At 28.3% G+C, this 14,947-nt stretch carries 15 protein-coding genes; 2 read left to right on the forward strand and 13 right to left on the reverse strand.

Annotated elements, in window-relative coordinates; translation table 11 throughout:
* Positions 1 to 2 precede the first annotated feature (2 nt).
* Positions 3 to 659, reverse strand: a complete 657-nt coding sequence (locus tag ACQRD5_RS12895) for an HAD family hydrolase (protein ID WP_291630112.1) — start codon at positions 657 to 659, stop codon at positions 3 to 5.
* Between the two features lie 354 nt (positions 660 to 1,013).
* On the opposite strand from ACQRD5_RS12895, the gene fba reads away from it, so the two are divergent.
* Positions 1,014 to 1,877, forward strand: a complete 864-nt coding sequence (gene fba, locus ACQRD5_RS12900) for a class II fructose-1,6-bisphosphate aldolase (RefSeq protein ID WP_291630111.1) — start codon at positions 1,014 to 1,016, stop codon at positions 1,875 to 1,877.
* 66 nt (positions 1,878 to 1,943) lie between these two features.
* Here the strand turns inward: fba and ACQRD5_RS12905 are convergent, their stop codons facing one another.
* From ACQRD5_RS12905 to aroE, 7 genes are all read right to left on the reverse strand, one after another.
* Positions 1,944 to 2,759, reverse strand: a complete 816-nt coding sequence (locus ACQRD5_RS12905; protein ID WP_291630109.1) for a ZIP family metal transporter — start codon at positions 2,757 to 2,759, stop codon at positions 1,944 to 1,946.
* 94 nt (positions 2,760 to 2,853) lie between these two features.
* Positions 2,854 to 3,414 carry a class IV adenylate cyclase gene (locus ACQRD5_RS12910; protein WP_291630107.1) on the reverse strand — a complete coding sequence of 187 codons (561 nt, stop codon included), beginning with the start codon at positions 3,412 to 3,414 and terminating at the stop codon, positions 2,854 to 2,856.
* A 368-nt stretch (positions 3,415 to 3,782) separates the two neighbouring features.
* Positions 3,783 to 4,616, reverse strand: coding sequence for a prephenate dehydrogenase (locus ACQRD5_RS12915; protein ID WP_291630105.1), 834 nt, complete (start codon positions 4,614 to 4,616; stop codon positions 3,783 to 3,785).
* Positions 4,617 to 4,733: 117 nt separating this feature from the next.
* On the reverse strand, positions 4,734 to 5,747 hold the full coding sequence (gene aroF, locus ACQRD5_RS12920; RefSeq protein WP_291630103.1) for a 3-deoxy-7-phosphoheptulonate synthase: 1,014 nt from the start codon (positions 5,745 to 5,747) through the stop codon (positions 4,734 to 4,736).
* Between the two features lie 161 nt (positions 5,748 to 5,908).
* Positions 5,909 to 6,343: a type II 3-dehydroquinate dehydratase gene (gene aroQ / locus ACQRD5_RS12925; protein ID WP_291630101.1), complete on the reverse strand. Its 435-nt coding sequence runs from the start codon at positions 6,341 to 6,343 to the stop codon at positions 5,909 to 5,911.
* A gap of 12 nt (positions 6,344 to 6,355) precedes the next feature.
* A complete protein-coding gene (locus tag ACQRD5_RS12930; RefSeq protein ID WP_291630099.1) occupies positions 6,356 to 6,862 on the reverse strand; it encodes a shikimate kinase in 507 nt (168 codons plus the stop codon).
* Between the two features lie 15 nt (positions 6,863 to 6,877).
* Positions 6,878 to 7,687, reverse strand: coding sequence for a shikimate dehydrogenase (gene aroE / locus ACQRD5_RS12935; protein ID WP_291630097.1), 810 nt, complete (start codon positions 7,685 to 7,687; stop codon positions 6,878 to 6,880).
* A 355-nt stretch (positions 7,688 to 8,042) separates the two neighbouring features.
* Between aroE and ACQRD5_RS12940 the strand changes: the two genes are divergently transcribed.
* Positions 8,043 to 8,690 carry a pentapeptide repeat-containing protein gene (locus ACQRD5_RS12940; protein WP_291630094.1) on the forward strand — a complete coding sequence of 216 codons (648 nt, stop codon included), beginning with the start codon at positions 8,043 to 8,045 and terminating at the stop codon, positions 8,688 to 8,690.
* 157 nt (positions 8,691 to 8,847) lie between these two features.
* Here the strand turns inward: ACQRD5_RS12940 and ACQRD5_RS12945 are convergent, their stop codons facing one another.
* The 5 genes from ACQRD5_RS12945 to aroA all read right to left on the reverse strand — a co-directional run bounded on the left by ACQRD5_RS12945 (position 8,848) and on the right by aroA (position 14,937).
* Entirely contained in the window at positions 8,848 to 9,255 is a 408-nt protein-coding gene (locus tag ACQRD5_RS12945) for a GNAT family N-acetyltransferase (RefSeq protein ID WP_291630092.1), read from the reverse strand.
* Positions 9,256 to 9,908: 653 nt separating this feature from the next.
* Positions 9,909 to 10,709: an SDR family NAD(P)-dependent oxidoreductase gene (locus tag ACQRD5_RS12950; protein ID WP_291630090.1), complete on the reverse strand. Its 801-nt coding sequence runs from the start codon at positions 10,707 to 10,709 to the stop codon at positions 9,909 to 9,911.
* A gap of 748 nt (positions 10,710 to 11,457) precedes the next feature.
* Positions 11,458 to 12,585, reverse strand: coding sequence for a prephenate dehydratase (pheA, locus tag ACQRD5_RS12955; RefSeq protein ID WP_291630088.1), 1,128 nt, complete (start codon positions 12,583 to 12,585; stop codon positions 11,458 to 11,460).
* Complete coding sequence (aroC, locus tag ACQRD5_RS12960) at positions 12,585 to 13,667, reverse strand: chorismate synthase (protein ID WP_291630086.1); 1,083 nt, start codon at positions 13,665 to 13,667, stop codon at positions 12,585 to 12,587. Before aroC ends, pheA begins: the two co-directional genes overlap by 1 nt.
* Entirely contained in the window at positions 13,645 to 14,937 is a 1,293-nt protein-coding gene (aroA, locus tag ACQRD5_RS12965; protein WP_291630084.1) for a 3-phosphoshikimate 1-carboxyvinyltransferase, read from the reverse strand. Before aroA ends, aroC begins: the two co-directional genes overlap by 23 nt.
* Positions 14,938 to 14,947 lie beyond the last annotated feature (10 nt).

Raw genomic sequence — 14,947 nt, forward strand, 5'->3', positions numbered from 1 at the left:
ATTTATTGTAAATTTTCAATTACATCTATTACTTCTTTTAAATTACCTAACTTTTTATAAACTAATTCTTCAATTTCCTTTTCTGGTTCCTTTACATCTGGAATCATTATTACTCTTATTTTTCCTCTACTTGCAGCTATAACACCTGCTTCTGAATCTTCAAGAACTATGCAATTTCTTGGATTTACTTCTAATTTTTTAGCCACATTTAAAAATATCTCTGGATTAGGCTTTGATTTTCTTACTTCATCACCACATAATACATAATCAAAATAATGTAATACATCTGCCTTTTCTAAAAGCTCTAATGCTATTTCTCTATTTGATGATGTTGCAACTGCCTTTTTAATATTTTTATTAGTTAAATATACTAATATTTCATCTAATCCTGGCTTTTTCTTAGCTCCATCCTTTATTAATGAAAGATTAATCTTTCTTTTTTCTTTCATATACTCATCTACATCTATTTTATCGCCATATTGCTTTATTAATGTATTTCTACAACTATCATAGTTAGTTCCAAGTAACTTGTAAAAAATATTCATATCAAAGTTTATTCCAAAGTTTTTTGCAGCTTCTACACATGATAAATAAGATAATCTTTCTGTATCAAATATTAGACCATCCATATCAAATATTACTAATTCAACTTTTTCCATACTTATTCCTCCGTAGCTTATGTCTTTATATATTATAATATAAAATTTCACTTTTTTATATTTTTATTAAATTTATATTAAATCACCTTTTTTTCATCTTATTTTATAAATTTAATATATTTACATTAATATTATTTGAAAACTACCATTTTTACGTATTTATTATTATATAAAACTAGAAAATATCACATAATTTTTATATCTTGGCAACTAATTTCTAATTTTTTTGTTTAAATTAAATTTATTTTGAGTTATAATATTAACAATGAGTTCAACTTTTTAGTTGTTACTTTTAATACAGTTAGCTACATAGCTTAATTGTAATAAAATATAAAGTTATGGAGGTTTTATAGCATGTTAGTTTCAGCAAAAGAAATGTTAAACAAGGCTAAAGCGGGAAAATACGCTGTAGGTCAATTCAATATCAACAATTTAGAATGGACTAAAGCAATTTTATTAACTGCTCAAGAAAATAATTCACCAGTTATATTAGGAGTTTCTGAGGGAGCTGCTAAATATATGTGTGGTTTTAAAACTGTAGTTGGAATGGTAAATGGAATGTTAGAAGAATTAAACATCACAGTACCAGTTGCATTACACTTAGACCACGGTAGCTATGAAGGTGCTTTAAAAGCTATGGAAGCTGGTTTCTCATCAATCATGTTTGATGGTTCTCACTATCCAATAGATGAAAATATAGCTAAGACAAAGGAAATGGTTAAATTAACTTCAGAAAAAGGTTTATCTTTAGAAGCTGAAGTTGGATCAATCGGTGGAGAAGAAGACGGAGTTGTTGGTGCTGGAGAAATCGCAGATGCTGCTGAATGTAAGGCAATTGCTGACTTAGGAGTTACTATGTTAGCAGCTGGTATTGGTAACATCCACGGAGTATATCCATCAAACTGGAAGGGCTTAAGCTTTGATGCTTTAGAAGCTATAAGCAACGTAACTAACAATGTTCCACTAGTACTACACGGTGGTACTGGAATCCCAGAAGATATGATAAAGAAAGCTATTTCTCTAGGAGTTTCTAAGATCAATGTTAATACTGAATGTCAATTAGCATTTGCTGAAGGTACTAGAAAGTACATTGAAGCAGGAAAAGATATCCAAGGAAAAGGCTTTGACCCAAGAAAGCTTTTAGCTCCAGGATTTGAAGCTATTAAAGCTACAGTTAAAGAAAAAATGGAATTATTCGGATCAATTAACAAAGCATAATTTCATTAGATTTAAGGAGTTGCCATGGCAACTCCTTTATTTTTAGTTTGAACTATACTAAAAAATCTATCCTAAAGCTACATCTAAAATCATCATTACTATAAATCCTAATATAAGGCCTAAAGTAGTTAGTTTTTTATTTTGTATTGAAGCTTCTGGCAATAACTCAGCTCCAACTACAGCAATCATTGCTCCAGCTGAAAATGACAACAAAAATGGTAGAATACTCCTTACTGCTAATGCTGCAATTACTCCAATAACTCCCGCAATGGGTTCTACAAGCCCTGAAGCTTGTCCATAAAGAAAACTTTTTGTTCTTGATAATCCTTCACTTCTTAAAGGCAATGAAACCGCTGCTCCTTCTGGGAAATTTTGAAGTCCTATTCCTAAAGCAAGAGCAAGAGCCGCTGCAATACTAGTTCCTGGTATTCCTGCTGCTACTCCCCCAAAAGCCACACCTACAGCAAGTCCTTCTGGGATATTATGAAGAGTTACAGCTAAAACCAATAGAATACTCTTTTTATATCTAGCTGATTTAGAAATATTCTCTTCATCTTTATTTATTATAACTCCATAAGAATAAGTATCCATTAACTTATCCGCAAAAACTAAAAATGCACCACCTAAAAAAAATCCTATTGAAGGAATAACAAATCCTGAATAACCAAGCTGTTCTGAAAGCTCTATTGCTGGACTTAAAAGAGACCAAAAGCTAGCTGCCACCATTACTCCAGCACCAAAACCTAACATTGTATTTAAAATTCTTTTATCAATTTTTTTAAAGAAAAATACTACAGCAGCTCCTAAAGCAGTAACTGACCAAGTAAATATGGTTGCAAGTAATCCCTGAAAAATTGGGCTTAATGCAAAAAACCATTCCATAATATATCCTCCTTAGTATTTAAATAAAATCCTTAATTATAATTTACTAAGAAGAATGTGCTTTTGTTACAACTAATTTTAAAGTATATGCTTTTTATAGCCCCTTACCTTCTTCTTTAGAAAGTCCTTTTTCCTCTAATAATTCATAAATAGTCTTTGATGTAGTATCTTCAATAGTATAACCTAATAAACTCAATATTTCTTTAAGTCTATCTTCTGAATAAGTTTCAATTTCTAAATAAGGGAATGGACAAAAACTCTTATCATTAATATCTATTTCTACTAAAGAATCCTTTATTTTATAACTTTCTCTATATTTTTTTATTGATTGTTTTAAAGATAGACCTAATGAAATAAATATTTTATTTGCTGCCTCTTTATCTTCTACTATAGTTTCATTTTCCTCCATTTCCTTAAAAGTTCCTTGACTTAACATTTTTTTAGTAGTCATATACACTACTTCTTTATTATTAAGTCTATCGTCAGTTATTCTTATCCTTGCATATCCTTTGTCATTTAAAAGTCTATTATCTTCAAAATCGTATATATTATTAATTTGATATTCTTCCTTTACTTTTTCAGCTCCAATATTATTTAAAATTTTTCTTATTTTATCAACATCTATATCAACTACTCTTGTTTCTAATTCTTTCATTAATATCTCTCCTTCAAATTTTATATGAATTATTATAACACATATGATAATTTAATATATATTATTACTTAATTTCTATACAATTCCCTTATTACTATGCATTTTTTTACTTAAACCCTAAAATTTATAATTTTCTATTCGATATAATAATTAACTATATAATAATAAATTTGTCAAAAAAATTGTTTTCTTACTTAATATAAATATATTTTAGGAGTAATTTTTATGAAAAATAAAAAGGAATTTATAGATTTAAGTAAATATAGAGATTTATCTATAATTGAACTATTAAATAATTGATATATAAAATATTGATAAGAGGGTACTGAAAGTTTTAAAGTTTTCAGTACCCTCTTTAGCTAGTAGCTCTATAGTTTTTCTCTTCTTTTACTCGACTTTATAAATAAGCTTTTTAATTCTTCTTCTTCTTCATTAACTATAGAATTTCTTATATTATTTAACTCCACTAAAAAGTTATCTATTGATTCTAATAAATTCTTCTTATTTCCAAAAAAAAGTTCACTCCATAAATCTTCATTAATGTTAGCAATTCTAGTTAAATCCCTATAACTGTCTCCAATAAAGCTTCCAGTATCCCTACCCTCTTCATCACTATTAATTAATGCTACTGCAATAGCATGAGGTAACTGACTTGTAAATGCAATTATTTTATCATGATATTTAGGATTTATTCTCTTTATATTTTTAAAGCCCATATCATAAATAATACTTTCTAAAAGCTTAATATTTTCTTCCTTATTTCTATCAGTTACAGTTATTAAGTAATTTGCTCCTTTAAAAACTTCTTTTGATGCATAATCTATGCCTTTTTTCTCTCTTCCTGCCATAGGATGTCCAAAAATAAAATCTATTCCTTCTGGTAATATGCTTAATATATCATCAACAAAATGCTCCTTTATCCCTGTAGCATCAGTTATTATGGCCCCTCTTTTTAAATAATCCTTATTTTTCTCAATAAAGTTCTTAACTAACCTTGGATAAAGAGAAATAATAATTAAATCAGCTTGGCCTACAATCTCTTTTCCTTCTACATAACCTTCCTTAATTAAGCCTAATTCTTTAGCTTTTCTTAAAGTTTCTAAATTACTATCTATTCCATAGATATCTTCATAACCTGCTGCTTTAAGTGCCATAGCATAACTTCCACCTATAACACCAAGCCCTACAATTAAAATATTCATAAATACCCCCAATTTAAATGTATAATGAAGAATGTAAAATATAAAATTAATGTTGAAATTCAACCAAGGCTGAATTTCTTCAATAATTCTTCATTCTTCATTTTACATTTTTCATTACTATAGTTTCTTTCCTTCCATTTCAGCTAAAACTCTCACTTTATCCATTATCTTCTTGAATGATTCTGGTTTTATTGATTGTTGTCCATCGCTTAAAGCACATTGTGGATTATTGTGGACTTCTATCATAAGTCCATCTGCCCCTGCACTAATTGCAGCCTTTGCTAATGGTTCTACAAGATCCCAGTATCCTGCTGCGTGACTAGGGTCTACTATTACTGGTAAATGTGATCTTTTCTTGATAACTGGTATTGCACTTAAATCTAATGTATTTCTTGTGTAAGTTTCAAAGGTTCTTATACCTCTTTCACAAAGAATTACATTTTCATTTCCTGCAGCCATTATATATTCTGCTGACATAAGCCATTCCTCAATTGTTGCTGATAAACCTCTCTTTAACAAAATAGGCTTATTTGTCTTACCTAATTGCTTTAATAAATCGAAGTTTTGCATATTTCTAGCACCAACCTGAATTACATCAACATCTCTTTCAAAAACATCTATATAATCAGTTGACATTATTTCCGTTACTATTGGTAATCCTGTTGCTTCCCTTGCCTTTTTAAGAAGTTCTAAGCCTTCTAACTCTAAGCCTTGGAAACTATATGGAGAAGTTCTTGGTTTAAATGCTCCCCCTCTTAAGAAATTAGCACCAGATTCCTTTACACTTTTAGCTATTTCAATTATTTGATCTTCACTTTCAACTGAACATGGTCCAGCCATAATACCTAAATTATTTCCCCCAATTAAACTACCCTTTACATCTATTACAGTATCCTCAGGCTTAAATAGCCTATTTGCCTTCTTGTAAGGCTCTTCTACCTTTAAAACTTTATCTACTCCAGAAAATCTTAAAAGCTTATTTGAATCTATAGCTCTAGTTTCACCAACTACACCTATTATACAAAAGGTTTCACCTTGAGATAAGTGAATACCTAATCCTTTACTCTCTAATTCTCCCTTAACCTTCAATACTTCATTTTCACTACAATTTGGATTCATTACAATAATCATCTTTCCTATCCCTCCATACTACAATTTTAAGTAATAGTTAATAGCTAAGAGGTAAGAGTTAATAAGTAATAACTAATAGTTATTGAAATAATTCAGCAAGCTGAATTATGAAATTTATAAATTCCAAAAGAATTTACTCCTTCACTATTCTCTATTCACTCTTACTTCTTACCTTCAATTAGTGCTTCCATAGCCATTACATACCCAAATTCTTTAAACCCACAAATTTGCCCAATACATGCTGGTGCTATAACTGATTTATGCCTAAACTCTTCTCTTGCATGTATATTTGATAAATGAACTTCTACTGTATTAATGTTTACAGCTTTTATTGCATCTAAAATAGCATAACTATAATGAGTAAATGCACCTGGATTTATTATTATTCCGTCATAATTTTCATAATAAGCATTATGAATTTCATTAATTATTTCGCCTTCAATATTGCTTTGAAATAATTTTATGTCTATGTGTCTTTTTTGCCCCTCTTCATTAATATAGTTACAAATATCCTTAAAATCTCTAGTGCCATATATTCCTTTTTCTCTTATTCCAACCATATTTAAATTAGGACCATTAATAACTAGTATCTTCATATATTACCCCCTCTACTTATTGCTATTTATTATTTTTATTATATTATTTATAACTTTTTCTATATCTTTATCGTTGCTGATTTTATATTGCGAATAATCTTTATATAAATTATATCTTTCTGAATATAGGTTGTAAAGCTTACTTATACCATCTTTTAATAATGGCCTTGAATTAGTGTCTATGTCATTTATAATATCTTCTACAGATCTATCTATAAAAATAATAATTCCCTTTTCTTTAAAAAAATCTATATTTTCTTTTCTTTTAACTACTCCACCACCAGTAGATATAATTATTTTCTCCTTTATAGTACTTAATTCCATGCAAGCTCTTGTTTCAAAATCCCTAAAGTACTCCTCGCTTTTTTCAAATAATTCTTTAACTGTGCTTTTTGAAATTTCCTCAATATAAGTGTCCATATCACAAAATTTATAACCAAGCTTCTTTGAAACTATTTCTCCTATGGTAGTTTTACCACATCCAGGCATTCCAATTAATAAAATTATATTTTTATCCATAATCCTCTCCTGAAATTAAAGAAATTTTTTATTTATTTTATTATATATTTTTTCAATAATAGCTTCACTAATATTAGTACCTTGCCATACTTCTTGTGCCTTAGCTGCTTGCCCAATAAGCATATAAAGACCACCAACATTTATTTTATTTAATTCTTTTCCATAAGATAAAAACTTAGTTTCCATAGGATTATATATTAAGTCAACTAAAGCATCAAAGTTACTTATTATTTCTTTAGTTACTGGTGATTCCTCTGTATTAGGATACATTCCTACTGGAGTAGCATTAATTAATATATTGCCTTTTAATGATTCTAATTCGCCATAGCTAATTAACTTTACATTTTCAAGTGAAAAATCATTTTTATTTGGATTTCTACTTACTAAATAAACTTCTTTAACATTATTATCTACTAAATAATGAACTACTGCTCTTGATGCCCCACCATTTCCTAATATTACTGCAATTTTATCCTTAATATCTATATTACTAACTTTTAGCATATATCCAAATCCAAAGTAATCTGTATTATATCCATAAAGTTTTCCTTCATTTAAATATATTGTATTTACTGCCCCTATTTTTTTAGCTTCATCGGATATAAAATCAACATATTCCATTATATCTCTTTTATAAGGAATAGTTACATTACATCCCCTTATTTTTAAAAGCTTTAGACTCTCTGTAAAATCTTTAAGTCTATTTCTTTCAACTTCAAATAACTTATAGCCTCCAGCTTTATTCATTAGTCTTAACAATTCACTATGAATTTCTGGTGATAAGCTATGAGAAAGTTTTTCTCCTAAAAGTCCATAAAACTCCATAATCTTGCCCCCTTAGAAATATTAAATTTATTATATCATAAAAATAGATTGATAATCTTACAACCTATTTTTATTCTTTATAAGCTTATTCTATATTATTAGTGTACAATTTAAATATACATTAATTTGCAATTGTATTAAAGTACCAACTAAAGATAATTAATATATTATAAATAATAAAGTTATAACTATTAGTTCATTAGTATATTTATTAGCTTTAAAATTAAAGAATGAAATATGAATTTATGAATAAGTCTTCACTCTCTACTTCTTACCTCTTACTTTACATATGACATTTTTTTATTTCTATGTTACTATTAATTAAAATAAATATATATTTATTATGGAGGTAATAATGGCTAGAGATCAAAAAACTAAAGGTAATTTTAAGTATGAAAATATAGAAAAAAAAGATAAGAACTTTATGTATCAAAATCTTGAAAAGAGTAATTGCTATAATTGTAATTTTTCTGGCTCAAATTTTGACTATGTAAATTTCAGAGGTGCACATTTTAAATCTTGTAGTTTTTTAAAATGTAGTTTTAAATTTTCAGAGTTTATAGGTAGTAATTTTAAGAAGAGTAATTTTAAAAATGCTAAATTTGAAAATACTATTTTCGACTCAGTAAGATTAGACAATGTAGACTTTAAAGATGCTAAATTTAAAAACACTATTTTTCTTTCAACTGATTTAAGTAAAACAAAGAATTTAAATATAGATAATCCAGAAATTAAAGTTTACAATGAAATGCCAAAGTTAGATTTAAGTGTAGATCTTACAAATGCTATTTTAAATGCCTTAAATAATAAATATGTAAAGAACTCAAGAGTTTTAGATACTAGAGATGGAAAGATAAATCTCTTAAGTATTATGATACTTTTAGAAAATTTTAATGAAGAAGAATTAATTAAAGGATTGACTTTATTAGCTAATGAGTTAGATAAAGATTTCTATACCTTAAGCTATTTAATAAAATATATTAAGACTAGTATAGTATCTTAAGCTTATAATAATTAAATGAAGGTAGCAAAAGCAATTATTTTTTAAATAATCAACTTATGCTACCTTCTATCTATAAAATGTTGGATTTCTATTCATGCCTCCTTCCTTCTGATTGAATGTGATACTCTTAAGCTATACTTCCTTTCAATTTATTGAATTAGGATATTTTCTCATACCTCCTTTCACCATTCAATCTAAAGCCTTCTTTATTATAAAAATACACCTCCTCTTCCTTATAATTATTATAAGTTGCAACTATAGAAGCTGCATTATAATCCTCTGCATATTTTTTAGCCTCTATCATTAGCTGATGTCCTACTCCAAGCCCCCTATACTTTTCCTCAACCATGATTTCATTAATAGCTAAATTGCTTATATAGCTTCTATTATTTAAAATTGTGAAATTAATGTAACCTATAATTTCATCATTTAATTGAGCTACAATAATCTTAGAATTTTCATCTTCGATTATGGATTTAATGCTTGAATAATCTAAGTCTTCACTTAGTCTAATAACATCATCATAATCCTCAGAACTTATTTTTCTAACATCAAAACCAACCATAAGTATACCTCCCATAAGTAAACCTTTTCAAGACCCCCATCCTTTATTAAAGGTTCCTCTCTTTCAAAATATTAATTTTCAGAAAATTCTTAATATTCATATTTTTATTATACACCTATATTTTTTTTATTTCCACTATTTTTTATAAAAAAATTTATGAGATAAATATTATGTTTCTTGCGACCTCGCATACGCTCCAAGTCGCCAAAACATAATATTTATCTCCTTCCAACATTAAAGGTAATAATTCCTCCTAACGTCGGAATTATATAAGTTGCTCTATTTACTCTGTATAATGACTTTACTATATTTTTTCTTATTAGTATTTCCGTCGCATACACTCCAAGTCACACTAGCATTATATATTTTTCTTTGAAAGCTGATGGTAATAATTCCTCCTAATGTTGGAATTATGTAAATTTATATAGATACTTTTATATAGGTTAACTTTATTCTTATTCTTTTCGGCCTGACAGAAATTTCACAATTGTATGATACTAAATCTTTCTAATAGTTAATATATGCTATAAAAAAATCCACTTTGTGGACTATGAGGTTTACTACTCTCATAAAGGTATCCACAGTTCTTTAAAAATATAATTTTCTATAGAATAAAAACATAACAATAATATGATTGTTCCCTTATTATTATATTACCAAGTACGAGATTTCATTTCTTTAAATTGTCCTACAGTAGATACATGAGAATTCAATCCACCATCCACTGTAACAACTTGTCCTGTAAAGTATTCACTTTCATCAGATGCTAAGTACACACACATATTGGCAATATCTTCAGGGGTACCATAACGGTTAACCATAATGTTGTTTAAGAATATATCTTTCAAAACTTGTGGTACATAATCAGCATTTTCAGGTGTTATGATTAAACCTGGGCGAACACAGTTACAGCGAATATTATCTTTACCAAATTGTAATGCAGTTGATTTAGTTAACATATCTACACCAGCTTTAGCACAAGCATAAGCAGTTGATCCAAGGTCTCCGCCACATGAAGCCATTGATCCAATATTAATGATAGAACCTCCTTTATTTTCCTGCATATATGGTAAAACACATTTTGTTGCATAGAAAGTTCCACGAATATCACTTTGGAAAATATTATCCCACATCTCCAATGTTAATTCATCAACACGCCCATCCTTTAAGCCAACATTAGCAGCATTATTAACTAAAATATCAATTTTCCCATATTTTTCTGAAGTATCTTTAAATAAAGCATCTATACTTTCAACTTTTGTAATATCCATAAAATGATAAAATGCTTCTCCACCCTCTTGAACAATACTATCAACTACAGCTTGACCTTTAGCTTCACGACGTCCACATATAACAACTTTAGCTCCTTCTTTTGCAAATAGTTTAGCAATTCCAACTCCAATTCCGCTAGTAGAACCTGTTACAATTGCCACTTTTCCTTTTAATCTTTCCATTATATATTCCTCCTTGTATGATATAGATATAACATTTTATAGAAAACTTTTTGCAATTCTTACGAACATTACCACTTTAATTGATATTAATTTTCTTATTTACTATTCTGCCTATGCCCCTTAAGGAATATGCATTTCATACTTAATTATCATATGTTGCAATACTCTCACCTAATAGTAACGTTTACAAAAAACCTATTGATATAAATCATGATATAAGTGGATTGCACCACTTAGTTAATTAAATAAAAAAAATGATATTATCCTCCTTCCGCTAGGTAGTTTCTTTGTTAAAAAATCTACTTATTAAGCATTAATAAAAGCTTTTGAATTAAAAATAAATAACTTATTAAATGAAATCAACACTTTAATGGAATCATCTTAATTCTAATCTATTAAAGAAAATATTGAATTTATAGATTCTATTCCAAGTATATGACTTGTAATGGCTATTTATCCCTGTAAGAATATGTTAATATATATTGGTAAAATTATCAATATATATTGACATTATTTTTATAAAATTTATTAATTTTTTTCTCAAATTTTATAGTTATATGTTACTAAATTTTTATAAGTTCTTGATATCGCATCTTAGATCTCTCAATTCTCTAAAATTAAAATATAATACTGACTCTCGTTATTAAATTTTGTATTAAATAGTTCATCAATATCTATTTAAGAGAGCTTTGAAGGTTAGAATTAATAACAAAAATCCAGCAATTTATTTATTGCTGGATTTTTATTATTAATTATTTGAATTTTTATAGTTTCCAATTATTTTAAAGTAGCCACTATTTTTTTCTATAAGTTCTAAAGCATTCTTTACTAAATCATTATTTAAGTTTCCTTCAAAATCTACGTAAAGCAAATACTTCCAAGACTCATGTTTGTTAGGTCTTGACTCTATTTTAATCATATTAATATGGTTTTCTGCAAAATGTCTTAATAGCTTATATAATGTTCCTGCCTTATCTTCTAGAGAAAATACCACACTAATTTTATTACTAGAATCATTATACTTTAATTCTTTACCAATAATTATAAACTTAGTATGATTATCTTTTTTATCATTAATATTTTCTTTTAGTATGCTTAAGCCATAAATATTTGCTGCTCTTTTACTTCCAATAGCTGCCTTTTTCTTATCCTTTAAATCAGAAACTAATTTAGCACTTATTGCTGTATTATGATAAGGAATTAATTTAATTTTATCATATCTACTTAAAAATCCTCTACTTTGTTCAAAGCCTTGAGGATGAGAATATATTTCTTCAATCTCATCTATATTAGTTCCAGATATCCCCATAAGATTTTGATCAATTTTTATACATTCTTCACCAACTATATAAAAATTATATTTAACTAAAAGATCATAAACTTCTGTAATAGCTCCTGTATATGAATTTTCAATAGGAAGTATTGCATATTGTATATAATTATTTTCTAATGCATTAAAAACATCCTTGAATTCTTCGTAATTTTTTATACTATCATAAGAATTAAAATACTTTCTTAAGGCCTCTTCACTAAAGGATCCCTCTACGCCTTGATAACCTATCTTAACCTTACCTTCTATTATATTATCTTTTATATTATCCTTGTTTCTCTCCATTAAATCTGCTTGCAAGGATCTGCTAAGTTCCATAACTTTTTCAAAAAAATTTCTAGTAATTTCACTATACTCTCTATTATTTAGAAGGTTTATATTTTTTTCTATTACTTCCTCTTCTCTTTTAGCATTAAATATTGGAAGATTTCTTTCTTTTTTATATTCTCCTACCTTAATAGCCACATTCATTCTTTTTTCAAATAAAGCTATTAACTCTCTATCTATAGAATCAATTTCTCTCCTATAGTCCTCTAAGTTACCCATTAGTATCTCCCCTTTATTAAATCTAGTATACCTATTGCAGCAACTGCCTCTATTACAGGTACTGCCCTTTGTACTATACAAGGGTCATGTCTTCCTTCTATTCTAAATTTAACATCTTTTTTATTATTTATATCAATTGTATTTTGCTCTTTTAATATTGATGCAGTTGGTTTTACAGCTACCTTAAAGACTATAGGCATTCCATTGCTTATTCCACCTAATATACCACCATTATTATTAGTTTTAGTCTTTACTAAATCTCCATCATAATAATACTCATCATTTACTTCTGATCCAAAGAGTTTCGTCATATCAAAACCTCTTCCAAATTCAATTCCTTTTATGGCTGGCACAGAAAACATAAGATGAGCCAAGGTAGATTCTATTGAATCAAAAAACGGATTACCTACTCCAGCCTTTATTCCAACTATAGCACATTCTATGGTTCCACCTACTGAATCTCCTTCATACTTTGCTTGCATAATAGTATGTCTAATTTTTTCTTCCAAAGCTTCATTTATTAATGGAAGTTCCTTAGATTTTAAATTTAATAATTCCTTAGTAGAAATATTTGTAGGATTAAAACTATCATCTTCTATATTCTTTATAGAACCTATATGAGCACCTATAAATATTCCTTTTCCCTCTAATATTTGTTTGCATATAGCTCCTGCAAATACTAATGGAGCAGTTAATCTACCTGAAAAATGTCCACCACCTCTATAATCATTAAAGCCTGAATATCTTTCAAAGCCACTATAATCTGCATGACCTGGTCTTACAAAATCCTTAGTTTTTGAATAATCCTTAGATCTAGTATCACCATTTCTAATAATTGCACAAAGTGGTGTTCCAGTAGTCCTACCTTCAAAATATCCACTTAATATTTCTGGCAAATCTTTTTCATTTCTTGCTGTTGATAATTGATTTTTACCTGGTGCTCTTCTTCCCATTTCAAATAACACCTTATCCATATCAATTTCAAATCCACATGGAAGTCCATCTATAGTAATTCCAATTGCATTTCCATGTGATTCACCAAAAATAGATATCTTAACATTATTCCCAAAGACTCCACTCATCTACAGCCCCTCCTAGCATTTTATAATCCTCGAAAAATTTCGGGTAAGATTTCGCTACACAATCATAATCTTTTATTATTATAGGCTTTTTACACCTAGTTGACGCTATTGCTAAAGTCATGGCTATTCTATGATCCTTCCAGCTCCATACTTCTACTCCACCTTCTAGTTCTTGAACACCATGTATTACTAGCCCCTCTTCTTTTTCCTCAATATTCGCACCAAGTTTGTTAAGTTCAGTTGCTACAGCCTTTAATCTATCACATTCCTTAATTCTTAATCTACCTGCATTTATAATTTCTGTTGTCCCCTTTGATAATGCTGCAACTAAAGAAATCACAGGTATTATATCTGGACATTGAGAGCCATCAATAACTGTAGAAACTAATTCATTTGAAGGGTTACAACTTAATTTATCTCCATAATTAAATTTAGCTCCCATTCTTTCTAAAATTTCTATTATCTCTTTATCTCCTTGTAATGAATCTTTTCGTAAATCTTGAACTTCTACTTCAGAGCCTAAGGCATCTGCACATAAATAAAAGGCTCCTTGTGAATAATCACCTTCAACTCTATAATCTCTAGAAACATAACCCTGGTTTCCTTTAATTGTAAATTCCCTGTAATTATTATTCTCTATATAAATTCCAAAGTCTTTCATGCAAGCTAAGGTTAAATCTATATATCCTTTAGATTCCAATTCTGTAGTAAGTATTATCTTGGAATCACCTTCTAGTAAAGGCAAGGCAAATAAAAGTCCTGTAATAAATTGAGAGCTAATATTTCCAGCTAAAGTAAATTCTCCACTATCTAACTTTCCCTTAACCATTAAACTTAATCTACCATCAACTGTACTATACTTAACTCCTTGTTCTTTAAAAATATTGTAATAGGCATCTAATGGTCTCTTTCCTAGGTTTCCTCTTCCAACAAACTTAGTCATACCATCAAATAGTAGTGATACAGGAACTAAAAATCTAAGAGTTGAACCTGATTCATTACAATCAATAGTTCTAACTGCATTTCTCTTAGCCTCCTTATTAAATGCTCCTATGATAGTTAGCTTATCACCATCTTTTTTAATACTGGCACCTAAAGATATCATTCCATCTATAGTTGCATTAATATCATCAGAGTAATCTATATTTTCTATTGTAGAAACTCCACTTCCAAGTGCTGCACAGATTATAGCCCTATGAGCCATACTTTTAGAAGGTGGAACTTTAACAATTCCCTTTAGCTTACTATTATTAATTTTTATTCCTTGCATAAAAAACCCC

It is taken from the genome of Clostridium sp. SGI.024, from assembly GCF_050315195.1.
Classification (GTDB): Bacteria; Bacillota; Clostridia; order Clostridiales; family Clostridiaceae; genus Clostridium.